This is a genomic window from Streptomyces murinus (assembly GCF_002154555.1).
Classification (GTDB): Bacteria; Actinomycetota; Actinomycetes; order Streptomycetales; family Streptomycetaceae; genus Streptomyces; species Streptomyces murinus.
Window position 1 is genome coordinate 1 of sequence record NZ_MUNF01000592.1, and the last position, 23,198, is coordinate 23,198.

24 protein-coding genes and 1 pseudogene are annotated in these 23,198 nt (G+C 70.6%); 12 read left to right on the forward strand and 13 right to left on the reverse strand.

The window, feature by feature from the left end:
- From icmA to CCN72_RS30585, 7 genes are all read right to left on the reverse strand, one after another.
- Positions 1–1,296 (reverse strand): coenzyme B12-dependent isobutyryl-CoA mutase large subunit (gene icmA / locus CCN72_RS30555; RefSeq protein ID WP_086811287.1); only part of this gene is annotated, 1,296 nt, incomplete at its 3' end.
- A gap of 94 nt (positions 1,297–1,390) precedes the next feature.
- Positions 1,391–1,729 carry a DUF3817 domain-containing protein gene (locus CCN72_RS30560; RefSeq protein ID WP_086811288.1) on the reverse strand — a complete coding sequence of 113 codons (339 nt, stop codon included), beginning with the start codon at positions 1,727–1,729 and terminating at the stop codon, positions 1,391–1,393.
- Between the two features lie 43 nt (positions 1,730–1,772).
- Complete coding sequence (locus tag CCN72_RS30565) at positions 1,773–2,282, reverse strand: MarR family winged helix-turn-helix transcriptional regulator (protein ID WP_086811289.1); 510 nt, start codon at positions 2,280–2,282, stop codon at positions 1,773–1,775.
- 128 nt (positions 2,283–2,410) lie between these two features.
- The gene (locus tag CCN72_RS30570) at positions 2,411–3,058 is read right to left on the reverse strand and encodes a TetR/AcrR family transcriptional regulator (protein WP_086811291.1); all 648 of its coding nucleotides are present in this window, start codon (positions 3,056–3,058) and stop codon (positions 2,411–2,413) included.
- Complete coding sequence (locus CCN72_RS30575; protein WP_086811293.1) at positions 3,055–3,819, reverse strand: hypothetical protein; 765 nt, start codon at positions 3,817–3,819, stop codon at positions 3,055–3,057. Before CCN72_RS30575 ends, CCN72_RS30570 begins: the two co-directional genes overlap by 4 nt.
- A gap of 87 nt (positions 3,820–3,906) precedes the next feature.
- Positions 3,907–4,206: an MTH1187 family thiamine-binding protein gene (locus CCN72_RS30580; RefSeq protein ID WP_037656453.1), complete on the reverse strand. Its 300-nt coding sequence runs from the start codon at positions 4,204–4,206 to the stop codon at positions 3,907–3,909.
- The gene (locus CCN72_RS30585; protein WP_086811295.1) at positions 4,203–4,553 is read right to left on the reverse strand and encodes a DUF3817 domain-containing protein; all 351 of its coding nucleotides are present in this window, start codon (positions 4,551–4,553) and stop codon (positions 4,203–4,205) included. Before CCN72_RS30585 ends, CCN72_RS30580 begins: the two co-directional genes overlap by 4 nt.
- Before the next feature lie 192 nt (positions 4,554–4,745).
- Between CCN72_RS30585 and CCN72_RS30590 the strand changes: the two genes are divergently transcribed.
- The 4 genes from CCN72_RS30590 (at position 4,746) to CCN72_RS30605 (ending at position 7,420) form a co-directional block, all read left to right on the forward strand.
- Positions 4,746–5,378 (forward strand): AIM24 family protein, encoded by a 633-nt coding sequence (locus CCN72_RS30590; RefSeq protein WP_037656455.1) that lies wholly within the window; start codon positions 4,746–4,748, stop codon positions 5,376–5,378.
- A gap of 1 nt (position 5,379) precedes the next feature.
- Positions 5,380–6,030: an AIM24 family protein gene (locus CCN72_RS30595; RefSeq protein WP_086811297.1), complete on the forward strand. Its 651-nt coding sequence runs from the start codon at positions 5,380–5,382 to the stop codon at positions 6,028–6,030.
- Positions 6,027–6,851 carry an AIM24 family protein gene (locus tag CCN72_RS30600; protein ID WP_086811300.1) on the forward strand — a complete coding sequence of 275 codons (825 nt, stop codon included), beginning with the start codon at positions 6,027–6,029 and terminating at the stop codon, positions 6,849–6,851. Before CCN72_RS30595 ends, CCN72_RS30600 begins: the two co-directional genes overlap by 4 nt.
- Positions 6,852–6,943: 92 nt before the next feature.
- Positions 6,944–7,420, forward strand: a complete 477-nt coding sequence (locus tag CCN72_RS30605) for a MarR family winged helix-turn-helix transcriptional regulator (protein ID WP_037656459.1) — start codon at positions 6,944–6,946, stop codon at positions 7,418–7,420.
- Positions 7,421–7,580: 160 nt separating this feature from the next.
- On the opposite strand, the gene CCN72_RS30610 is transcribed toward CCN72_RS30605, so the two are convergent.
- Positions 7,581–8,606 (reverse strand): AraC family transcriptional regulator, encoded by a 1,026-nt coding sequence (locus CCN72_RS30610; RefSeq protein ID WP_086811301.1) that lies wholly within the window; start codon positions 8,604–8,606, stop codon positions 7,581–7,583.
- Positions 8,607–9,036: 430 nt separating this feature from the next.
- Here CCN72_RS30610 and CCN72_RS30615 point away from each other — a divergent pair, with 430 nt between their 5' ends.
- Entirely contained in the window at positions 9,037–9,537 is a 501-nt protein-coding gene (locus CCN72_RS30615; RefSeq protein WP_086811303.1) for an RICIN domain-containing protein, read from the forward strand.
- 54 nt (positions 9,538–9,591) lie between these two features.
- Positions 9,592–9,733: pseudogene (locus tag CCN72_RS38320) on the forward strand (transposase family protein); the annotation flags it as partial.
- An 11-nt stretch (positions 9,734–9,744) separates the two neighbouring features.
- On the opposite strand, the gene CCN72_RS30625 reads toward CCN72_RS38320, so the two are convergent.
- The 5 genes from CCN72_RS30625 to CCN72_RS30645 form a co-directional block, all read right to left on the reverse strand.
- Positions 9,745–10,314 carry a TetR/AcrR family transcriptional regulator gene (locus CCN72_RS30625; RefSeq protein ID WP_086811304.1) on the reverse strand — a complete coding sequence of 190 codons (570 nt, stop codon included), beginning with the start codon at positions 10,312–10,314 and terminating at the stop codon, positions 9,745–9,747.
- The gene (locus tag CCN72_RS30630) at positions 10,311–10,700 is read right to left on the reverse strand and encodes a DUF8051 family protein (RefSeq protein ID WP_143664251.1); all 390 of its coding nucleotides are present in this window, start codon (positions 10,698–10,700) and stop codon (positions 10,311–10,313) included. Before CCN72_RS30630 ends, CCN72_RS30625 begins: the two co-directional genes overlap by 4 nt.
- Positions 10,701–10,867: 167 nt before the next feature.
- A complete protein-coding gene (locus CCN72_RS30635; protein ID WP_086811308.1) occupies positions 10,868–12,061 on the reverse strand; it encodes an MFS transporter in 1,194 nt (397 codons plus the stop codon).
- 150 nt (positions 12,062–12,211) lie between these two features.
- On the reverse strand, positions 12,212–13,168 hold the full coding sequence (gene meaB, locus CCN72_RS30640; protein WP_086811310.1) for a methylmalonyl Co-A mutase-associated GTPase MeaB: 957 nt from the start codon (positions 13,166–13,168) through the stop codon (positions 12,212–12,214).
- A gap of 39 nt (positions 13,169–13,207) precedes the next feature.
- On the reverse strand, positions 13,208–14,407 hold the full coding sequence (locus CCN72_RS30645) for an acetyl-CoA C-acetyltransferase (RefSeq protein ID WP_037656463.1): 1,200 nt from the start codon (positions 14,405–14,407) through the stop codon (positions 13,208–13,210).
- A gap of 149 nt (positions 14,408–14,556) precedes the next feature.
- Here CCN72_RS30645 and mce point away from each other — a divergent pair, with 149 nt between their 5' ends.
- The 6 genes from mce to CCN72_RS30675 all read left to right on the forward strand — a co-directional run.
- A complete protein-coding gene (gene mce / locus CCN72_RS30650) occupies positions 14,557–14,997 on the forward strand; it encodes a methylmalonyl-CoA epimerase (protein ID WP_037656464.1) in 441 nt (146 codons plus the stop codon).
- Positions 14,998–15,204: 207 nt separating this feature from the next.
- Entirely contained in the window at positions 15,205–19,188 is a 3,984-nt protein-coding gene (gene scy, locus CCN72_RS30655) for a polarized growth protein Scy (RefSeq protein ID WP_086811311.1), read from the forward strand.
- A gap of 183 nt (positions 19,189–19,371) precedes the next feature.
- A complete protein-coding gene (locus CCN72_RS30660) occupies positions 19,372–20,307 on the forward strand; it encodes a coiled-coil domain-containing protein (protein ID WP_085566600.1) in 936 nt (311 codons plus the stop codon).
- 68 nt (positions 20,308–20,375) lie between these two features.
- The gene (locus CCN72_RS30665) at positions 20,376–21,329 is read left to right on the forward strand and encodes an ATP-binding cassette domain-containing protein (protein WP_086811313.1); all 954 of its coding nucleotides are present in this window, start codon (positions 20,376–20,378) and stop codon (positions 21,327–21,329) included.
- Complete coding sequence (locus CCN72_RS30670) at positions 21,326–22,105, forward strand: ABC transporter permease (protein WP_086811315.1); 780 nt, start codon at positions 21,326–21,328, stop codon at positions 22,103–22,105. The genes CCN72_RS30665 and CCN72_RS30670 overlap by 4 nt, the downstream gene beginning before the upstream one ends.
- Before the next feature lie 130 nt (positions 22,106–22,235).
- On the forward strand, positions 22,236–23,198 hold a 963-nt coding region (locus CCN72_RS30675), incomplete at its 3' end, for an ABC transporter ATP-binding protein (protein WP_086811317.1).

The following is a 23,198-nucleotide window of genomic DNA, read 5'->3' on the forward strand; positions in this document are numbered from 1 at the left end:
ATGCCGCCCGTCCGGACGGGCCGCAAGCCCCCGTTCCCTGATCCGCTCGAAGATCTGCTCCGCGGCCGCCTCGATGCGGTCGGTCAGCTGCTCGACGTACCAGGCGCCGCCCAGCGGATCCGCCACCCCCGCGACCCCGGTCTCCTCCATCAGCACCTGCTGGGTGCGCAGCGCGATCTCCGCGGCCCGCTCGCTGGGCAGCGCCAGCGTCTCGTCCAGGGCGTTGGTGTGCAGCGAGTTGGTCCCGCCGAGCACCGCGGCCAGCGCCTCCACCGCGGTGCGCACCACGTTGTTGTACGGCTGCTGCGCGGTCAGCGAGACCCCGGCGGTCTGCGTGTGGAACCGCAGCCACTGCGCCTTCTCGCTCCGCGCGCCGTACACGTCCCGCAGCCAGCGCGCCCAGATGCGCCGCGCGGCACGGAACTTGGCGATCTCCTCGAAGAAATCGACATGGGCGTCGAAGAAGAACGAGAGGCCGGGCGCGAACACATCGACGTCCAGGCCCCGGCTCATCCCCAGCTCGACGTACCCGAACCCGTCCGCGAGCGTGTACGCCAGCTCCTGCGCGGCCGTCGCCCCCGCCTCCCGGATGTGGTAGCCGGAGACCGACAGCGGCTTGTAGGCGGGGATGCCGGCGGCGCAGTACTCCATGAGGTCGCCGATCAGGCGCAGATGCGGCTCCGGCTGGAAGAGCCACTCCTTCTGGGCGATGTACTCCTTGAAGATGTCCGTCTGGAGCGTGCCGTTGAGGACCGAGGGATCCACGCCCTGCCGCTCGGCGGCGACCAGGTACATGCAGAAGACGGGCACGGCGGGCCCGCTGATCGTCATCGAGGTGGTGACCTCGCCGAGCGGGATGTCCTTGAACAGGACCTCCATGTCGGCGGCCGAGTCGATCGCCACCCCGCAGTGCCCGACCTCGCCGAGCGAGCGGGGGTCGTCCGAGTCCCGGCCCATCAGCGTGGGCATGTCGAACGCCACGGACAGCCCGCCGCCGCCCGCGGCGAGGATCATCTTGTAGCGCTCGTTGGTCTGCTCGGCGTTCCCGAACCCGGCGAACTGCCGGATGGTCCAGGTGCGCCCGCGGTAGCCGGTCGAATGGAGCCCCCGGGTGAACGGGTACTCCCCCGGCCAGCCGATCCGCTCGAATCCCTCGTACGTGTCCCCGGGCCGCGGCCCGTACACCGGCTCCACGGGATCCCCGGAGAGCGTGGAGAAGTCAGCGTCACGCTTGCGCGCGGCGTCGTATCGGGTCTGCCAGCGCCGGCGGCCCTCCTCGATGGCGTGAGCGTCCATACCATCGAATTTACTTGGACGTCCTAGTACATGTCGATGGCAGAGCCGCCGTACGGGTGGGTACGGCGGCTGCGACCGGGTGTCGCGGCGGGGCCTACGCCTCGGCGACGGCCGGGGTGCGACCGGCGATCTTGCCGTCCAGCTCCCGGCTGATCTTCCGCTCCACGAAGAACGCGGCGGTCGGGATGGTGCCCGCGAGCAGCACCCACAGCTGTCGGCCGACCGGCCACTTCGCCTTGGAGCCCAGGTCGAAGGCGAAGACCAGGTAGACGACGTACAGCCAGCCGTGGGCGATGGCGATGACACGGGTCACGTCGGCCGCGCCGCTGATGTCCAGCCCGTACTTCGCGATCATGCTCAGGCACAGGAGCACCAGCAGGACACCCGTGGTGTAGGCCATGACGCGGTAGCGGGTCAGCACGCTTTTCTTCATGGAGTCGAGCGTAACCACCCGTTCCGGGAGATCTTGGCGGGGGTCACCCCTCGTCGAAGTCCAGCGCCGCGATCCGCAGCGGGCGGAACATCGCGAAGATCTCCCGGCACTCCTCCGCGTCGTACGCCCCCAGACCGAAGTCCATGGCCATGAGGTCGCGGGAGGCCGCGTCGACCACCTCGCGGCCCTTGTCGGTGATCACGGCGAGGGTGCCGCGCCCGTCGTTGGGGTTGGGCCGCTTGGCGACCAGGCCGGACTTCACCAGCCGGTCGACGGTGTTCGTCACGGACGTGGGATGCACCATGAGCCGCTCGCCGATCTTGGACATCGGCAGCTCGCCGGCCTTGGAGAAGGTGAGCAGCACCAGCGCCTCGTAGCGGGCGAACGTCAGCCCGTACGGCTTGACCACCGCGTCCACCTCAGCGAGCAGGATCTGCTGGGCTCGCATGATCGAGGTGATCGCGGCCATGGACGGCACATTGCCCCAGCGCTGCTGCCACAGCTCGTCGGCGCGGGCGATGGGGTCGAACGGGAGGCTGAGAGGCTTCGGCACGTCATCAGACCCTACCCGCCGGTCATATGCCGGTCAGCTCCGTCTCATCTTTCGGCCATGGCGGTCCGCTTCCACCCCGACACCCACCTCGACCGCCGCTCCTCACCGCCCGGCCCGGCCACCGCCCCTCACCGCCCGGCCCGCCGCAGGCGATGCCGTACGGCCCGCTGCGCGACCGGCCCCAGCTCCTCCAGCGCGGCCACCAGCACGGCCAGCTGGTCCAGCGCCGCGAGCGCCGCCTCCGCCCCGTCCGCGTCGGCCCCCTCGTACAGCTCGATCCCCACGAACGACGCGGCCACCGCCCGCGCGAGCCCCGCGGGGTCGACGAACTCGGCGACCGGGGTCCCGGCGAGCACCCGGGTGAGCACCTGTTCGATCTCGGCGATCCACAGCCGCAGCCCCGCCGCCGTCGCGGGCCCGAGCGCCGCGTGCGTGGGGGCGCCGGCGAGCAGCTGGCCCAGGAGGGCGACATGGCCGCCGTCCCGCCCGCTCGCATGGATCTCCCGGCCGACGGCGAGCAGTTCGGACAGGGAGGTGACCGCGGCGAGCCGCTCCCGGTAGCGGTCGACCGCCTGCTGCGCGCCGTACCGGCAGGCCGCCGCGAGCAGCTCGTCCACCGTGCCGAAGTGATAGAAGACCAGCGCCTGGTTGACGCCGGCCGCCGCGGCCACCGTACGGGCCGAGGTCTTGGCGATGCCCTGCTCGGCGAGCGTGCGCAGGGCGCCTTCCAGCAGCTTGGTCCTGGTCTCCCGGGCCTTCGGCGTCTCGGGACTCACGCGGGCGCCTCCCCGCGCTGCTGGAGGGTGCGCAGCAGCCGCGGTGCCCGGATCCGGGTGGCGGGGGCGCGCAGGCAGCGGCGGGCGGCCGGGGTGCAGGCGAGCGGCGACTTGAACAGGGCGAGGCAGACCGCGGCGAGCAGCAGCACCGGGCACAGGTAGGCCATGGCGGCGGCGAACGATCCGAACAGGCGCGTCAGCCGCTCCAGGCGCAGCCCGCCGAGGCACGCGGTGAGCAGCAGGAGGCGTACGACGATCTCGGCGAGCCAGTTGCACAGGGCGCGCTCGGGGGTGATGCCGCGCTCCAGCCAGAGCCGGAGCCGGTCGAAGGACCAGGCGGTGGCCCAGTCGAGCAGCGGGCGCACCAGCAGGCGGTCGGCGGTGGCGCCGAGGGCTCCGCCGCGGGGGCGGTAGTCGTAGCCGGTGAGGAAGCGCACGCCCCGGTCGTCGGGGACGTAGCGCCAGTAGCCGCTGCCCTCGGCGATCAGGCCGAGGGGGTGGGTGGAGGAGAAGCACAGGGCGGAGGTGCGGGTGCCGTCGGGGCGTTCCTTCTCGCCGGCCGAGACGCCGGTGCCGCAGAGGGTGAGGAAGGGGGGCAGGCGCGCGGTGAAGCGGAAGGGGCGCGGCTCGCCGGGGGCGCTCGGGAGGTGGTGGAGCTCGGTGACGAGCAGGTACCAGCGGCGGTGCAGGACGGGGTCCTGGGTGTGCGCCCACAGTCTGTCGAGGTCGGCGCGTATGTGTGTCTCCGTATAGAGACCCATGGTGTTCCCCCACGTCAGGCCGCTGGTTGAGCGACCGCTCAAAGGATCTTCGAGAAGACGGTACTTCCTTTGAGCGGTCGCTCAAAACTACTGGCCCGCCAGGTGGCGTTCGACCGTCTCCACCTTGGAGGTGAGTCCGTCGGTGACACCGGGGCGGATGTCGGCCTTGAGGACGAGGGAGACGCGCGGGGCGCGCGCTTCCACGGCGGCGACGGCGCGCCGGACGACGTCCATGACCTCGTCCCAGCTCTCGCCCTCGATCGAGGTGAACATGGCGTCGGTGCGGTTCGGCAGGCCGGACTCGCGGACCACGCGGACGGCTTCGGCGACGTACTCCCCGACGTCCTCACCGACGCCGAGGGGGGTCACGGAGAAGGCGACGATCATGCGTTCACGACCTCTTCCTTGCGGGCGCGGGCGGCGATCACGGCGTCCTCGGCCTCGCGGCGCAGCTTGCGCTCGATGATGAAGCCGCCGAAGGGGATGACCGAGTAGGCGATGTAGAGGCCGGCCTTGCCCTTGTTCCACTTGGCGCGGTTCCAGGCGTCCGCCCAGAAGAGGACGTAGAGGACGAACAGCACGCCGTGGATGGGGCCCATCACGGGGGCGACGTTCACGCCGGAGTCGACCGTGTACTTGATGATCGTGCAGGCCGCCAGGACGATCCAGGAGATGCCCTCCGGCACGGAGATCAGGCGCAGGCGGCGGATGGCGGAGGCTGTCTTGAGGTCCACGGGTCACCTTCGGTGGGAGTGTCGCTGAGGGGGCGCTGGGGCGCGTCCGCTGTTGTGATCGGCTTTGTGAAGGCACGCACAAGCGTGCCGCCATTGTGGCAAACCGCGCCCCTAGGGGTCCGCTCAGGGTGCGGCTCCACCCGCGGGTGCTGTTCGGTCCACCCGCGCTGCCGCTACTTTCGCAGCGTGGCGATGTTCCGATTGCAGGGCAGCAAGGTGCTCGCCGTCGAGATGACCGGGGACGCCGTGAAGGCGAAGAACGGCTCGATGGTCGCGTACGACGGGCAGATGTCGTTCAAGAAACTCACCGGGGGCGGGGACGGGCTGCGCGGGATGGTGACCCGCCGGCTCACCGGTGAGCAGATGGCGGTGATGGAGGTGAAGGGGCACGGGACCTGCTGGTTCGCCGACCGGGCGACCGAGATCAATCTGGTGCGCCTCCAGGGCGAGAAGCTGTACGTGGAGTCGAGCAACCTGCTGGTGACGGACGCGGCGCTGCGTACGGGCACCACGTTCACCGGGCTGCGCGGCGCCTCCCAGGGCAACGGCCTGTTCACCACGACGGTGGAGGGGCACGGACAGGCGGCGATCATGTCCGACGGCCCCGCGGTGGCACTCCGGGTCAGCCCCCAGTACCCGCTGACCGTCGACCCGGGGGCCTATGTCGCCCATCAGGGCAATGTCCGGCAGTCCTTCCAGTCCGGTGTGACGTTCCGCACCTTCCTCGGGGAGGGCGGCGGCGAGGCCTTCCAGATCCGCTTCGAGGGGGACGGCCTGGTGTACGTGCAGCCGAGCGAGCGGAACACGATCGCGGGGGACCTGTGAGATGACCTTCCGAGAGATCAACTCCAAGATGGTGGAGGCGACCGTGCTCCCCGGGCAGCGGCTGTTCAGCCAGCGCGGGGCGATGCTCGCCTACAAGGGGGACGTGTCCTTCACGCCCAGCATCCAGGGCGGCCAGGGCGGGGTGATGTCCATGCTGGGGCGCCGGGTGTCCGGCGAGGCGACCCCGCTGATGACCGTCGAGGGCAGTGGCACGGTGTTCTTCGGGCACGGCGGCCATCACATCCATGTCATCCACCTCACCGGCGACACCCTGTACGTGGAGGCGGACCGCCTGCTCGCCTTCGAGGGCACACTGCGCCAGGGCACGATGTTCATGGGCTCGCAGGGCGGGGTGATGGGCCTGGTGCGCGGCCAAGTCAGCGGCCAGGGGCTGTTCACCACCACCCTCCAGGGCCAGGGCGGGGTCGCCGTGATGGCGCACGGCGGCGTCTTCGAGTTGCCGATCAGCCCCGACCGCCCGGTGCATGTGGACCCACAGGCCTACGTCGCCCACCACGGCGACGTCCGCAACCGGCTGTCCACCGCCCTCGGCTGGCGCGAGATGGTGGGCCGCGGCTCCGGCGAGGCGTTCCAGCTGGAGCTGAGCGGCAGCGGCACGGTGTACGTCCAGGCCTCGGAGGAGAAGCTGTGAGCGCGTACTCAGGCACGTACGGCACCGCCGGTCCCGGCGGCCCGGTGGTCTACGACCCGTTGACCCTGCCCGTCGACGACAACGTGAACAGCTACACGTTCTGCGTCGAGCTCAAGGACGGGCAGTGGTTCCTCCAGAAGGGGAAGATGATCGCCTACTACGGGGCGATCGAGTTCAACGGCATCGGGCACGGCCGGCTCGACCATCTGGTGCGCACCTCGTTCCATTCGCCACTGCACGCGAGCGACTGGGTCGTGGCGAGCGGCTCGGGCAAGATGCTGCTCGCCGACCGGGCCTTCGACGTCAACTCGTACGACCTGGACGACGGGAACTTGACCATTCGCGCGGGCAATCTGCTCGCTTTTCAGCCAAGTCTTGCGCTCAAACAATCGATCGTGCCGGGTTTTCTGACCCTCATCGGAACCGGAAGATTCGTGGCCGCGTCCAACGGACCGGTGGTGTTCATGGAGCCTCCCCTGCGGGTGGATCCCCAGGCACTCGTCGGCTGGGCCGACTGCCCCTCCCCGTGCCATCACTACGACCATGGGTACCTGACCGGTGTACTGGGCGGACTCCGTGCGATGACGGGCCTGGGCGGGGTTTCCGGGGAGGAGCACCAGTTCGAGTTCGTGGGCGCCGGGACGGTGCTGCTCCAGTCCTCGGAGGCGCTGATGGCGGAGGTCGACACGGGGGTCGTACCGTCCGATCCGGGGACTCCGGGCGGTGGCGCACCGGGGCGGCCCGGACACGGTCCGCAACCACCCGGTGCACCGCGTCTTCCCGGACAGCTGGGGGACCTCCAGCGTCGCTTCGGGCTGTGAGCGGTAGTCTGCGGAGTGTGACGTCGAACGCGTGCGCACAGTCACACCACCCGAAGTAGTTCGTCATTCAACTTCTTAGGTAGACTTCATTCATGGAGACCGAAACGGCCACGCGCTGGCTGACCGATGCGGAGCAGTGCGCCTGGCGCACCCACCTGGAGGTCAACAGGCTGTTGACGTACCAGCTGGAGAAGGATCTGCAGCCGTTCGGCCTGACGATGAACGATTACGAGATCCTCGTGAACCTGTCCGAGTCGGAGGACGTGCGGATGCGGATGAGCGACCTCGCCTCCGCCACGCTCCAGTCCAAGAGCCGGCTCTCGCACCAGATCACGCGGATGGAGAACGCGGACCTGGTGCGCCGCGAGAACTGTGAATCGGATCGGCGGGGGCTGTACGCGGTGCTCACGGAGCACGGCATGGAGACGATGAAGAAGGTGTCGCCGCACCATGTGTCCTCGGTGCGCCGGCACTTCATCGACCTGCTCTCACCGGAGGCCCTGGTGGAGCTTGACAAGGCCCTGAAGCCGATCGCGGAACACCTGCGGGGACAGCGGGGGCGCCCCTAGGTCAAACGCCCGGCAAGAGGTCGCGGTCGAAGGCCGGCGGTCCGCCGCCGGCCTGGTCGCACCGCAGCCGCTCTCTCGCGATCTGCCGGGCGGGATTCGAGGCCCGAGAATATTTCCCTGTTGCGCCGCCGTACCGGACGCAGGCCGGAGTCGGCGGAGCTCATCCTGCTTGTGCCTCTGTGCGAGGCAGCGATTTCGCTGCGCCCCCGTGCCGGTGGTCGCTGGGCGAGATTCCGTAGGCGGCCTTGAACGCGCGGGTGAACGCGGAGGCTTGGTTGATCCCGCAACGCGCGGCGACGGCGTGGATGGGCAGGGTACGCAGGGCCGGGTCGGTGAGATCGCGGTATGCCTTCGCCAACCGCTGGCGGCGGATGTAGGCGGCGAGGGTCACGCCCTGGGAGTCGCGGGTGAACAACCGGTGCAGATAGCTGAGGGAGACGTGATGCGCCTCGGCGATCTTCGACGGGGTCAGATCGGGATCGTGGAGGTGATGCCGGACGAACGCCCGCACGTCATGAAGCATGGCCCGATGCCGGGTCTCCTCCGGCAGCGTGTCCTCGGCGTCGAGTTCTCTTGCCAGACAGGCGGACAACAGGTCGACCGCGACAGTGCTGAGACGAGTCGCCTCAATGGGCCGAAGCGTGGGCAGTTGACGGTCCAGGCCGAGCAGGAACGACGCCAGTATCGCGCCCGTGCCCTGCTGCCCGGGCAGTGCTCTACCGAGCAGATGGCGAATTCTGCGGGGAGGGACGGGCAGGAGCGACACCGGTAGGTCGATGCCGATTCCCTCGGTACGGGGGTGCGCTGCTGCGGCGCCGGAGAAGCGGGATTCGTACGGCTGTGAGCTGCTCACCAAGTGGAATTGACCCGGTACGAGCGTCTGTGCTCGCCCCGAGTCGGGCGAGGCCACGGCTCCACGCCCGGCCGTCAGCATCGTCAGGTGGTAAAGCTCTTCGTCGCTTTGGCGGATCATCCGCCCGGTCCGCCTGACGCGTATCGACGGGAATGCCGTCCCCAGGACGACCGTGGGTCCCAGGCGCGCTTGCCTCACATTCGCCTTGAAGGTGGCGACATGGTCGCTGGTCATCTCAGCGACCCGCGTCCGTCCCATCGCCTCCCGCCAGTACTCGAAGCAATCGACCCCGTCCAAGCCGTCGTTCGCGGCCGTTTCCGGTGTCACCGGCATTGTGCTCCCGTCGCCTCGCCCCTCCCACTGCGTGGCAGGTCGTTCCCTGCCCATCCGGCGGCCAGTACGCAAGGCCCGGTGGGCAACCGCCAGTTTATGCGTGCCGGGACGAAGGTTTGTAGACGGGATGTCAAAGCGAGTCGACTCTGTGTCAACACCGTCCAGTGGTTCCTTGGCAGACTTCCCCGCGCAGCCACCGATCACGGATGGCGCACCGGGCCTTTCGGGGGAAGAGATGAACCGCGTCGCGCCGACCGCGCGCTTGTACCGGAACTGCGTGTCGTCGGCACGGTCAACTGCAAAGGCAACCGGACGCGGACCTCTGCCTCCTTTTCTCTCCGGCCCGGCAGACCACACCTGAACAACATCCCGCGCTCTGACATTCTCTGCGCGATTCAACACAGGTCACTCGACGGAAGACTGACTACTCATGTCCAAGAAGCGCATTACCGCGATCCTGGCCATCACGGCCGCTGCACCCGCCCTCCTTCTCGCAACCGCGGGAAGCGCCGCCGCCGACACCCAGATCCACTGGCGGAACGCCGCGACGGGAGGCTGTCTGGTCACTGAGTCGACCACCGGCGCGGAACATGTCGTCACCACCGATGCTCCCGGACTCGTTCACTGCTTCGACCCCATCGGCCATCTGAAGAGTGACTGGTGGGACGGCCAGGGCAATCTGGAGAACGCCAACGGTGCCTGGACCGAGAAGTCCTACCAGGGCGAATGCCTCACCGCCTACAAGCAGGGCCAGGTCTACACCGAGCCCTGCTCCAGCCCGGTGAACTATTACGAGCAGTGGTACGAGAAGTGGACCGGTGACGGCTTCAACCTGGTCAACCGGCAGACCGGCCAGTGCCTTGACAGCAACTCCCACGGCGAGGTGTACACCCTGCCGTGCAACGGCGGTCGGTACCAGGTCTGGAAGTGACGCGCACGAGCCGGAGGCGTCCCAACGGGTGAACGTGGTGGCGAGGGCTGTGGCCGCCATCGTCCATGGCGGCTGCCGCGGGCCGAGTGTGTCCTGCTGGTGGCCGTGTACCACCGCACGAACCTCACCATGCGGCAGCTCGCCCCCCCTGTTCGGGGTCTCATCGTCGACTGCTGGGAGAAGCCTGCACGGCCTCGTGCGCAGGCGCTAAGCCAATTGATGCTTGACGAGAGCGGTCAGGCCCTCAATGAGGGGAGCGGGGTCGAGGTCCGGGTCGAGCATTCGCTGGAGCAGGAAGCCGTCCATCGCCGCGGTGACGGTCACCGCCGCGGGAAGCGGACGCGTCACGCCGCGCTCGTCGAACCAGTCGTGCAGCCAATGCCGTAGCCGAGAAAGGGAAGTGGCGATCTCGGCGCGCAACTGCTCGTCGCGGTTCGCCGCGACGAGCGATTCGTACAGCAGCAGCAGTTCCGGATCGCGCGAGTCGCTGGAGCACAGTCCCCGAAGCATCAGTTCGACTGCCACTGGCGGATCTTCCTGGGCCAGGGCATCACCGATCCGGTCGAGGAAGAACATCTCGATCTTGCCCACCGCGGCGATGCGCCGCAGTTCGCCGATGCTTCCCATGTGGTAGTGGATCACGCCGGTATTCACACCCGCACGTTCCGCGACCCGTCGGCTGGTCACGCCACCCCAGCCCACTTCGGGGATGAGAGAGGCCGCAGCCTCAATGATTTTCTCTCGCGTGCTCGACTGAGGAGAGGGGGCATTGTTCACAGCCGTATTCCCTGGATCGCAATCACGGCACCCGCGCCGGCCGAGGCCAGCGCGATGGCTTCGAGGACGAGCAACTGTACCGGCAGCGGGTCGGCCACGACCGGGAAGACCGCACCAAGGTCAGCAGCGAAGACCAGGATGTAGCCAAGGCTCAGGACCAACGCCGCCACGAACACCCAGTGCTGGTTCGCCATGGCGAACCCGGCCACCACGAAACTGGCGAGTCCGAGGGAGGTGAGAAAGGCGTTGAACCCGTTGTATTGCCAGCGGGGGAGGGACGAGAAGTCCCTGGTATCGACCAGCTTCCCCGGGACCATGGGAATCAGCAGAAGTGCTTCCCAGACCAGAAAGGACCCGATCAGGGTCGTCAGCAGGGAATGGTTCATCACACGCTCCAGGGCCGTGGGGGCCGTCCATGCGTCCACCTTGGACGGTGGTCCTGGACGGTCGTCCAAATCAAGTGCGGGGAGAATTCATCGGCCCGTGCAGGTCGGAGCGGACCCGTGGCCGGTCTGTGGTCGGGCAAGGAACCGGTGTCAGATGCCGGCCCGCCTCACACCCTCCGGGGCAGGCCACCGGCCCCGGCCATGACGGCGGACGCCAGAGCCGTGCTGCCGGCCACCAGGAAGCAGACCTCCAGCGGTATCCGGCCGATCAGCAGCCCCGTCGCCAGTGCCCCGGCCGAACTGCCCGCGTTCACCCCCATGTTGACCCATGCCCCGGCCTGCGTACGGGACTCGGCAGTCACGCACTCGTCGGCCGCGAGGTACGCCGTCGTCAGGGTCGGCGCGACGAAGACTCCGGCGAGGGCCAGCGCGGCGGTGAGCACCCAGAGGTCGGGCGCGAGGCCCGCCACCGCGACGACCAGGCCCAGCGCCACCGAGAAGCGCGCCAGCCGGGTGCGGGCGGGTGCCGTCCACCGCACCGCCCCGTTCGCGAGGCCCCCCAGCGCGCTGCCCGCCGACAGCGCCCCGAGGACCCACGGCACGAGATCGGTGTCGTACGCGTGCGCGGAGGCGTAGGCCATGGTCAGCAGGTCCACCCCGCTGAGGGTCAGCCCGACGCAGAGAGCGACGGCGGCGGGGGCCAGCAGACCGGAGACTCCCCCGGACCGCGCGCCCCGGGTGGCGGGCCGCGGACCCGGCAGCACCGGTGACGCGACGAACACCCCGGTGCCGGCCACGATCAGCAGCGCGCTGAGCAGGATCCCGGCGGCCGGCGGGGCGAACCCGGTCAGGACGCCGACCAGGACCGGCCCGGAGACGAAGAGCAACTCCTCGGCGACGCCGTCGAGGCTGTAGGCACGCTGCAACAGATGCCGGTCGGGGGCGAGTTCGGCCCACAGCGCGCGCATCGTCGGCCCCAGCGGGGGCGTGCACGCGCCGGCGAGCGCCGCGACCGCGGCGAGCAGGGCCACCGGCGCGCCGGGACGCCAGGTCAGGGCGGCGAGCAGGGTCAGCAGGGCGCCGTACAGCAGCGCCATGGGTGCGAGGGCCCGGCGCGGTCCGTGCCGGTCGATCAGGGCGCCGCGCACCGGCATCAGGAAGACCGACGCGGCGCCGAACAGGGACATCACCGCCCCGGAGACGGCGTAGGAGCCGGTGGCGCGGGTGACGGACAGCATCACCGCGAGGGACACGGTGCCGTAGGAGAGACGGGCGGTCAGGGCCGCGGTGAAGGCGCGGCGGGCGCCCGGAAGGCGCAGCACGGCGGCGTACGAAGGCCGCACGGGAGCATGCGTGGACATGCGGGAAGTTCCTCTGACGGAGGCGGGAAAAGGGCATGCCGAGGCACGCGAGCGCCAAAACGGTCACGGCGTCGCGTGCGGGGCGGGCCCTATGCCAAGAGGAGGAACACGGAGGACAAGTTAGCCGCGGGCACCCGGAGTTGGCCAGGCTCAGCCCTGGGTGATCCCCGCCACCAGCTCGTCGGCGGCGCGGTACGGGTCGAGTTCGCCCGCGACGATCCGCTCCGCGAGGGCGTCGAGGCGGCGGTCGCCGTGCAGGTCGCCGATGCGCTCCCGCAGCGCCGTCATCGCGATGCTCTCCACCTCGCGGGCCGCGCGGGCGCGCCGGCGTTCGGTGAGGACCCCGTGCTCCTCCATCCAGGCGCGGTGCTTCTCCAGCGCCTCGACCACCTCGTCCACGCCCTCGGCGCGGGAGGCGACCGTCTTCACGATCGGCGGCCGCCAGTCGCCGGGGCGGCGGGCCTCGCCGAGGCCCAGCATGTGGTTCAGCTCGCGGGCGGTGGCGTCGGCGCCGTCCCGGTCCGCCTTGTTGACGACGTAGACGTCGCCGATCTCCAGGATGCCCGCCTTGGCGGCCTGGATGCCGTCGCCCATGCCCGGGGCCAGCAGCACCACGCTGGTGTCCGCCTGGGCGGCGATCTCCACCTCGGACTGGCCCACGCCCACCGTCTCGACCAGGACCACGTCGCAGCCCGCCGCGTCCAGGACGCGGATCGCCTGCGGGGCGGACCAGGCGAGGCCGCCGAGGTGGCCCCGGGTCGCCATGGAGCGGATGTAGACGCCGGGGTCGGAGGCGTGCTCCGACATGCGCACCCGGTCGCCCAGCAGGGCGCCGCCGGAGAAGGGCGAGGACGGGTCGACGGCGAGGACGCCGACCCGCTTGCCCTGCTTGCGGTACGCCGTGACGAGCGCGGAGGTGGAGGTCGATTTACCGACGCCCGGCGAGCCGGTCAGGCCCACCACACAGGCGTTGCCGGTCAGCGGGGCCAGCGCCGCCATGACCTCCCGCAGCTGCGGGGACGCCCCCTCCACCAGGGAGATCAGCCGGGCCACGGCCCGCGGCCTGCCTTCCCTGGCCTGGTCCACCAGAGAGGAGACGTCCTGCATCGCACAGCTCCGTTCACTTCACCGACCTGACAAAAGGGCTCAGGCCTTCGGTACCCGCACGATCAGCGCGTCACCCTGGCCGCCGCCACCGCACAGCGCGGCCGCGCCGATGCCGCCGCCCCGGCGCTTGAGCTCCAGCGCCAAGTGGAGCACGAGGCGGGCGCCGGACATGCCGATCGGGTGGCCGAGCGCGATCGCGCCGCCGTTGACGTTCACCTTTTCCGTGGACACACCGAGGTCCTTCATTGACTGCACGGTGACGGAGGCGAAGGCCTCGTTGATCTCGATCAGATCGAGGTCGGCGACCTCCTTGCCCTCCTTCTTGAGGGCGTTGAGGATCGCGTTGGACGGCTGGGAGTGCAGCGAGTTGTCCGGGCCCGCCACATTGCCGTGCGCGCCGATCTCGGCGAGCCACTCCAGGCCCAGCTCCTCCGCCTTGGCCTTGCTCATCACGACCACGGCGGCGGCGCCGTCGGAGATCTGCGAGGAGGTGCCGGCGGTGATGGTGCCGTCCTTGGTGAAGGACGGGCGCAGCTTGCCCAGGGTCTCCACGGTGGTGTCGGCGCGGATGCCCTCGTCCTTGCTGAACAGGATCGGGTCGCCCTTGCGCTGCGGGATCTCCACGGGGGTGATCTCCGCCTCGAACACGCCGTTCTTCTGCGCGGCGGCGGCCCGCTGGTGGGACAGGGCGCCGATCTCGTCCTGCGCGAGGCGGCCGATGCCGAGCCGGGTGTTGTGGTGCTCGGTGGACTCGCCCATGGCGATGGCCTCGAACGAGTCGGTCAGACCGTCGTGCGCCATCGAGTCGATCATCTCGATCGAGCCGTACTTGTAGCCCTCGCGGGACTTGGGCAGCAGGTGCGGCGCGTTGGTCATGGACTCCATGCCGCCCGCCACGACGATGTCGAACTCGCCGGCGCGGATCAGCTGGTCGGCCAGGGCGATCGCGTCGAGCCCGGACAGGCACACCTTGTTGACGGTGAGGGCCGGGACGCTCATCGGGATGCCGCCCTTGACGGCCGCCTGGCGGGCCGGGATCTGGCCGGCGCCGGCCTGGAGCACCTGGCCCATGATCACGTACTGCACCTGGTCACCGCCGATGCCCGCGCGGTCCAGGGCCGCCTTGATCGCGAAACCGCCCAGGTCGGCCGCGGAGAAGGACTTCAGGGAGCCCAGCAGCCGCCCCATGGGCGTACGGGCGCCCGCGACGATCACCGAGCTGTTCGTTCCAGAAGACATGAGGTGCGATCCCCTTCCAGCTACGCAGAGCCGAGGAGTGAACGAGGGTTTACATCGAATGTACTGAGAGTCACTCAGTGCCGTCATCGCCCTGTCGGTGTGATCGCGCGCACGTTGCGTAACCACTGCCGTAGCGCTGCACTGAAACCATGCTGACGCGAATCGACCACATCGGGATCGCCTGCCACGACCTCGACGCCACTGTCGAGTTCTACCGGGCCACCTACGGCTTCGAGGTGTTCCACACCGAGGTCAACGAGGAACAGGGCGTGCGCGAGGCCATGCTCAAGATCAACGAGACCTCGGACGGCGGCGCCTCCTACCTCCAGCTCCTGGAGCCGACCCGCGAGGACTCCGCGGTCGGCAAGTGGCTGGCCAAGAACGGCGAGGGCGTGCATCACATCGCCTTCGGCACGGCGGACGTCGACGCCGACTCCGAGGACATCCGGGGCAAGGGCGTACGGGTGCTCTACGACGAGCCGCGACGCGGTTCCATGGGCTCCAGGATCACCTTCCTGCACCCCAAGGACTGCCATGGTGTCCTCACAGAACTGGTGACTTCGGCGCCTGTTGAGTCTCCCGAGCACTGACCGCCGTACATAAGGGCCGGTAGGGTTGGGGGCGGTCGTCCCGCGAACCGGGGCGGCCGCACGCCGGGGTCCGGGTTTCGGGGGACGTGCGTCGGGGCAGCAGGCCGTGCTCCGCCGTGGATCTGACACCATTTCCCCGGGGGCCCCGTTCGGCGGTTGGACGTGGCTCGTTGGAGAAGCTGACCAGGGGACGGATGGGACCGCGCAGTGCGGGGCTACGAGAGCCAGGAGCGAGAGCCGGCGGCTGACGACGTCGACCACCTCTCTCGGTTCGAGGCCGATATGAAGCGGCTGAGGACCGAGCGGGAGAAGGCGATCCAGCACGCCGAGGACCTCGGCTACCAGGTCGAGGTGCTGCGCGCCAAGCTGCACGAGGCGCGCCGCACCCTGATGACCCGTCCCGCCTTCGACGGCGGCGACATCGGCTACCAGGCCGAACAGTTGCTCCGCAACGCCCAGATGCAGGCGGAGCAGCTGCGGCAGGACGCCGAGCGTGAGCTGAGCCAGGTCCGCGCGCAGACCCAGCGGATCCTCCAGGAGCACGCCGAGCAGGCCGCGCGGCTCCAGGCCGAGCTGCACCAGGAGGCGGTGACCCGGCGCCAGCAGCTCGACCAGGAGCTGGCCGAGCGCAGGGCGACCGTCGAGTCGCACGTCAACGAGAACGTGGCGTGGGCCGAGCAGCTGCGCGCCCGTACCGAGCAGCAGGCCCGCCGGCTCCTCGACGAGTCGCGCGCGGAGGCCGAGCAGGCGATGGCCGCGGCCCGCGCGGAGGCCGAGCGGCTGACCCGGGAGGCCCGGGACCGGCTGCGCGGCGAGGCCGAGGAGGCCCGTTCCGAGGCCGAGCAGATCCTGCGCCGGGCCCGTACCGACGCCGAGCGGCTGCTGAACGCTGCGTCCACGCAGGCGCAGGAGGCCACCGAGCACGCCGAGCGGCTGCGCACCACCACGGCGACCGAGTCGGACACCGCCCGCCGGCAGGCGAGCGAGCTGAGCCGGGCCGCCGAGAAGCAGATGGCCGAGGCGGAGGAGGCGCTGCGCAAGGCGCAGTCCGAGGCGGAGAAGCTGGTCACCGAGGCCGAGGAGGCCGCCGCCAAGAAGCTGGCGAGCGCCGAGGCCGCCAACGAGACCCGCACCCGTACCGCCAAGGAGCAGGTCGCGCGGCTGGTCGGGGAGGCGACGAAGGAGGCCGAGGCCACCCGTTCGGACGCCGAGCAGCTGGTGGCGGACGCGCGCGCCGAGGCGGAGAAGATCCTCGCCGAGGCCGCCGAGAAGGCCCGTACGGCCACCGCCGAGGAGACCGCGACCCAGCTGTCCAAGGCGGCCAGGACCGCCGAGGAGGTCCTCAACAAGGCGTCGGAGGACGCCCAGCGGACCACCAGGGCGGCGGCCGAGAAGGCCGAGCGGATCCGCAAGGAGGCCGAGGCCGAGGCGGACCGGCTGCGGGCCGAGGCGCATGACATCGCCGAGGAGCTCAAGGGCGCGGCGAAGGACGACACCGAGGAGTACCGCGCCAAGACGGTCGAGCTCCAGGAGGAGGCCCGTCGGCTGCGCGGCGAGGCCGAGCAGCTGCGCTCCGACGCGGTGGCCGAGGGCGAGTCGATCCGGGCGGAGGCGCGCCGGGAGTCGGTCACCAAGATCGAGGAGGCGGCCAAGTCCGCCGAGGAGCTGCTGGCCAAGGCCAAGGCGGACGCCGACGAGCTGCGGCAGAAGGCGACCGCCGACAGCGAGAAGGTCCGCACCGAGGCCATCGAGCGCGCCACGGCGCTGCGCCGGCAGGCCGAGGAGACCCTGGAGCGCGCCCGCGCGGAGGCCGAACGGCTGCGCACCGAGGCCGACGAGCGGGCCGAGTCCGTCAGGGCGGACGCCGAGAAGGCGGCCCTGGAGCTGCGCGAGGAGACCGACAAGGCGGTCGAGGCGCGGCGCGCGGAGGCCGCCGAGGAGCTGACCCGGCTGGGGACCGAGGCGCAGGAGCGGCTCACCTCGGCCGAGCAGGCGCTCACCGAGGCCCGCGAGGAGGCCACGGGGATCCGCAAGGAGGCCGCCGAGGAGGCCGAGCGGCTGCGTACCGAGGCCGCCGAGCGGATCCGGGCGCTCCAGGAGCAGGCCGAGACCGAGGCGGAGCGGCTGCGCGACGAGGCGGCGGCCGACGCGTCCGCGTCCCGCGCCGAGGGCGAGGCCGTCGCCGTACGGCTGCGGGGCGAGGCCGCGGCCGAGGCGGAGCGGCTGAAGACGGAGGCGCAGGAGAGCGCCGACCGGATGCGCGCGGAGGCGCAGTCCGCCGCCGAGCGGCTGGCCGCCGAGGCGTCCGAGACGCTGGCCGCCGCGCAGGAGGAGGCCGCCCGGCGCCGCCGCGAGGCCGAGGAACTGCTGGGCGCGGCCCGCGAGGAGGCCGAGGAGGAGCGCCGGCGGGCCCGCGAGCAGAGCGAGGAGCTGCTGGCCTCGGCGCGCAAGCGGGTCGAGGACGCGCAGGCCGAGGCGGTCCGGCTGGTCGAGGAGGCCGAGCGGCGGGCCGGCGAGATGGTGTCCGCCGCCGAGCAGCACGCGCAGCAGGTGCGGGACTCCGTCGCCGGGCTGCACGAGCAGGCGCAGGAGGAGATCGCCGGGCTGCGCTCGGCCGCCGAGCACGCGGCGGAGCGTACGAAGCGGGAGGCCGAGGAGGAGGCCGGGCGGCTGCGGGCCGACGCGCACGCCGAGCGGGAGCGGGCGAGCGAGGACGCCGGGCGGCTGCGGCAGGAGGCGCAGGAGGAGTCCGCGGCGGCCCGGGAGCTGGCCGAGCGCACCCTCGCGGAGGCGACCGTCGAGGCCGAGCGGCTGCGTTCGGACGCGGGCGAGTACGCGCAGCGGGTGCGTACCGAGGCGTCCGACGCGCTGGCGGAGGCCGACCAGGCGGCGGCACGGACCCGGGCGGACGCCCGTGAGGACGCCAACCGCATCCGTTCGGACGCGGCGACGCAGGCCGACACGCTCATCACGGAGGCCCGCAAGGAGGCCGAGCTCCTCCAGACGGAGACGGTCGCGGAGGCGGAGCGGCTCCAGACGGAGACCGCCGCCGAGGCCGAGCGCGTGCGCACGGAGTCCGTGGCGGAGGCCGAGCGGGTCCGCACGGAGTCCGTGACCGAGGCGGAGCGGGTCCGCACGGAGTCCGTCGCCGAGGCCGAGCGGGTACGGGCCGAGGCGCGGGCCGCCGCGGACCAGCTGGTCGGCGAGGCCACCACGGAGGCGGAGCGGCTGCGGGCCGAGGCCGCCGAGACGGTGGGTTCCGCGCAGGCGCACGCCGAGCGGACCCGGGCCGAGGCCGAGCGGGTCAAGGCGGACGCGGCGGCGGAGGCCGAGCGGCTCCTCGGTACGGCGCGCGAGGAGGCCGAGCGGACGCTGGACGAGGCCCGCCAGGACGCCAACAAGCGGCGTTCGGAGGCGGCCGAGCAGGTCGACAAGCTCATCGGCGAGACCACGGCGGAGGCCGACAAGCTGCTCACCGAGGCGCAGCAGCAGGCGCTGAAGACCACGGCGGACGCCGAGGCACAGGCCGACACCATGGTGGGCGCGGCCCGCAGCGAGGCCGAGCGGATCGTCTCCGAGTCGACCATCGAGGGCAACTCCCTGGTGGAGAAGGCCCGGACGGACGCGGACGAGCTGCTGGTGGGCGCCCGCCGGGACGCGACCGCGATCCGGGAGCGGGCGGAGGAGCTGCGCGAGCGGGTCACCGCCGAGATCGAGGAGCTGCACAGCCGGGCCCGCCGCGAGGCCGCCGAGACGATGAAGTCCACCGGCGACCGCTGCGACGCGCTCATCAAGGCCGCCGAGGAGCAGCTGGAGAAGGCCCAGGCGAAGGCGAAGGAGATGCTCTCGGACGCCGACTCCGAGGCGGGCAAGGTGCGCATCGCGGCCGTCAAGAAGGCGGAGGGCCTGCTGAAGGAGGCCGAGCAGAAGAAGGCGCGGCTGGTCAAGGAGGCCGAGGAGATCAAGGCGGAGGCGATCCAGGAGGCGCGGCGCTCGGTCGAGGAGGGCAAGCGCGAGCTGGAGGTCCTGGTGCGCAGGCGCTCGGACATCAACGCCGAGATCTCCCGGGTCCAGGATGTGCTGGACGCGCTGGAGTCCTTCGAGACGCCGGGTGCGGGCAAGGACGGTTCGGTCAAGGCAAGCGCGACGGTCGGCGCCCCCCGATCGGGTGGCAAGTCGTCAGGCAGCTAGCATCCGAGGGGTGTTTCGGTGTCGACTGAGGGCTTTGCCCTGCTCGTTGGCAAGTCCTCTGACGGTCAGCCACTCAAAAGAGGTGTCATTCTCCAGATCAAACACGTATCCGCTCGATGACACACCGCTTCGGCGCCTAGGATTCCCCCTATCACCTCACCGGTCTCATTTGACAGGAACCCCATGAGCGACACTTCCCCCTACGGCTTCGAGCTTGTGCGGCGTGGGTACGACCGCGCTCAGGTGGACGAACGTATCTCCAACCTCGTCTCCCAACGTGACCAGGCCAACGCCCGTATCACCGCCCTGGAAAAGCGCATCGAGGAGCTGCACCTCGAGACGCAGAACGCCCAGACCCAGGTCAGCGACGCCGAGCCGTCGTACGCGGGTCTCGGTGCTCGGGTCGAGAAGATCCTGCGCCTGGCCGAGGAAGAGGCCAAGGAGCTGCGTGAGGAGGCCCGCCGCGCGGCCGAACAGCACCGCGAGCTGGCCGAGTCGGCCGCCCAGCAGGTGCGTAACGACGCCGAGTCCTACGCCACCGAGCGCAAGGCGAAGGCGGAGGACGAGGGCTCCCGGATCGTCGAGAAGGCCAAGGGCGAGGCCTCTCAGCTGCGTGCCGACGCGCAGAAGGACGCGCAGTCCAAGCGTGAGGAGGCGGACGCCCTCTTCGAGGAGACCCGCGCCAAGGCCGCGCAGGCCGCCGCGGACTTCGAGACGAACCTGGCCAAGCGCCGCGAGCAGTCCGAGCGCGACCTGGCCTCGCGTCAGCAGAAGGCGGAGAAGCGGCTCGCGGAGATCGAGCACCGCGCCGAGCAGCTGCGCCTGGAGGCGGAGAAGCTGCGCACCGACGCGGAGCGCCGCGCCCGCCAGACGGTGGAGACCGCTCAGCGCCAGGCCGAGGACATCGTGGCCGACGCCAACGCCAAGGCGGATCGCATCCGTTCCGAGTCCGAGCGCGAGCTGGCGGCCCTCACCAACCGCCGCGACAGCATCAACGCCCAGCTGACGAACGTGCGCGAGATGCTGGCGACGCTGACCGGCGCGGCGGTGGCCGCCGCCGGCACGACGGGTGAGGACGAGCCGGTCTCTCGTGGGGTTCCGGCGCAGCAGACCCGATAGGGTTCCGCGCCTTCGAAAGCCCCCTGCTTCAAGTGGCAGGGGGCTTTGTCCCGTTCTAGCGTGGCGGCATGATCGAGCTGGACGGGCTGACCAAGCGGTACGGCGAGAAGGTGGCCGTCGATGGTCTGACATGTACCGTGCGGCCCGGCATCGTGACCGGGTTCCTCGGGCCCAATGGCGCCGGGAAGTCCACGACCATGCGGATGATCCTCGGGCTCGACCATCCCACCGCCGGTGATGTGCGGATCGACGGCAGCCGGTACGACGAGCTGACGGATCCCCTCACCTGTATCGGCGCGCTGCTGGACGCCAAGGCGATGCACGGCGGGCGCAGCGCCTACAACCATCTGCTGTGCCTCGCGCAGAGCAACGGCATCCCGCGCGCCCGGGTGGGCGAGGTGCTGGAGACGGTCGGACTGATGGCCGTCGCGCGGCAGAAGGCCAAGGGGTTCTCGTACGGCATGTCGCAGCGGCTGGGGATCGCCGCCGCGCTGCTCGGGGACCCCCGGATCCTGATGTTCGACGAGCCGGTGAACGGGCTCGACCCCGAGGGCATCCACTGGATCCGCAATCTGATGAGATCACTGGCCGCGCAGGGGCGGACGGTCTTCGTGTCCTCCCATCTGATGAGCGAGATGGCGCAGACCGCCGACCACCTCATCGTGATCGGGCAGGGCCGGCTGCTCGCGGACACCTCCATGGCGGACTTCATCCGGCGGCACGCGCGCAGCTACGTCCGTATCCGCTCGCCCCAGCGCGAACGGCTCCTGGACGCGCTGCACGAGGCCGGGGTCACCGCGGTGGAGGCGGCGGACGGGGCGCTGGAGGCGGAGGGCGACAAGGCCGAGCGGATCGGGGAGCTGGCCGCGGGGCACGGGATCGTGCTGCACGAGCTGAGCCCCCGGCAGGCTTCCCTGGAGGAGGCGTTCATGCGGCTGACGGCGGGTTCGGTGGAGTACCACGCGCAGTCGGCGGCCGCCCCGGGGAACTGGGGCGCCGGCCGGCAAGGGGGTACGGCATGACGAGCGACCGGGTCACGGGGACCCTGCGGTCCGAGTGGACGAAGATCCGGTCGGTGTCGTCCACCGGCTGGACCCTCTCGGTCGCCGTCGTGGTCACCATCGGCATCGGCATGCTCATCGCCGCGCTGACCCGGAACCAGTACGACTCGATGCCGATCCAGGAGCGGCTGACCTTCGACCCGACCTTCATCAGCTTCGCCGGGATGACCCTCGGCCAGCTCGCCATGATCGTGTTCGGCGTGCTGGTCGTCACCAACGAGTACAGCACCGGCATGATCCGGGTCTCGCTGGCCGCCGTACCGCGCCGCGGCACCTTCCTGTTCGGCAAGATCGCGGTGGCGGGCGCGCTCGCCCTGCTCGTCGGGATGGTCACGAGCTTCGCCACCTTCTTCCTCGGCCAGGCCATGCTCGGCCCCTACCGCGCGGGGCTCGGCGATCCGGGGGTGCTGCGCGCGGTGGTGGGCGGCGGGCTGTATCTGACCCTGATCGCGGTGTTCTCCATGGGCGTCGCCACCATGCTGCGCTCACCGCTGCTCTCGCTCGGCATCCTGATGCCGTTCTTCTTCCTGATCTCCAACATCCTGGCCGCCGTCGACACCACCAAGAAGGTCGGCCAGTACCTGCCCGATCAGGCCGGCAGCCGGATCATGCAGGCGGTGCCGCGCCCCGACGACACCCCGTACGGGCCCTGGGGCGGGCTTGGCATCATGGCGCTGTGGGTGATCGCCGCGCTCGCGGGAGGATATGCGCTGCTCAGGCACCGGGACGCGCAGTAGAGGTCACGTTCACACAGCGTATTACTTCAGCTTTACTTTTCTTTGGGCGGAACCGTCAGCGCCCAGCTATCCTCCTAACCCTTACGGGGGCGGTTCCCCGCTGTCCTGAACCTTCCGATGGGTGCGGAGCATGATCGAGGCTGTAGGCCTGACGAAGCGGTACGGCGACAAGACGGCCGTGTACAACCTTTCCTTCCAGGTGCGACCGGGATCCGTGACCGGCTTCCTCGGGCCCAACGGCTCGGGCAAGTCCACCACGATGCGGATGATCCTCGGCCTGGACAACCCCACGTCCGGCCAGGTGACCATCGGTGGTCACCCGTACCGCAGGCTGCCCAACGCGCCCCGCCAGGTCGGCGCGCTGCTCGACGCCAAGGCCGTGCACGGCGGCCGCTCCGCCCGCAACCATCTGCTGAGCCTCGCCCAGCTGTCGGGCATCCCGGCCCGCCGCGTGGACGAGGTGCTCGGCGTGGTCGGCCTCCAGGACGTCGCGAGGAAGCGCTCCAAGGGCTTCTCGCTCGGCATGGGCCAGCGCCTCGGCATCGCCGCCGCGCTGCTCGGCGACCCCCAGGTGCTGCTCTTCGACGAGCCGGTCAACGGCCTCGACCCCGAGGGCATCCTCTGGGTGCGCAACCTGATGAAGGCGCTGGCCGCGGAGGGCCGGACGGTCTTCGTGTCCTCCCATCTGATGAGCGAGATGGCGCTGACCGCCGATCACCTGATCGTGATCGGGCGCGGCCAGCTGCTCGCCGACATGAGCGTGACGGACTTCATCTCCGCCAACTCCGCCGACTTCGCACGGGTGCGCACCCCCGACACCGAGCCGCAGCTGCGCGAGAAGCTCGGCGCCGCGCTCACCGGGGCGGGCGGCCATGTGCTGCCGGAGCAGGACGGCGCGCTGCGCGTGATGGGGCTGCCGCTGCCCCGCATCAGCGACCTCGCGCACGAGGCGGGCGTACGGCTGTGGGAGCTGTCGCCGCACCAGGCCTCGCTCGAAGAGGCGTACATGCGGATGACCCAGGGCGCCGTGGACTACCGCTCCACCATCGACCAGAAGGCGGGCCTCCAGCAACCGCTGCCGCCCGGCGCCGAG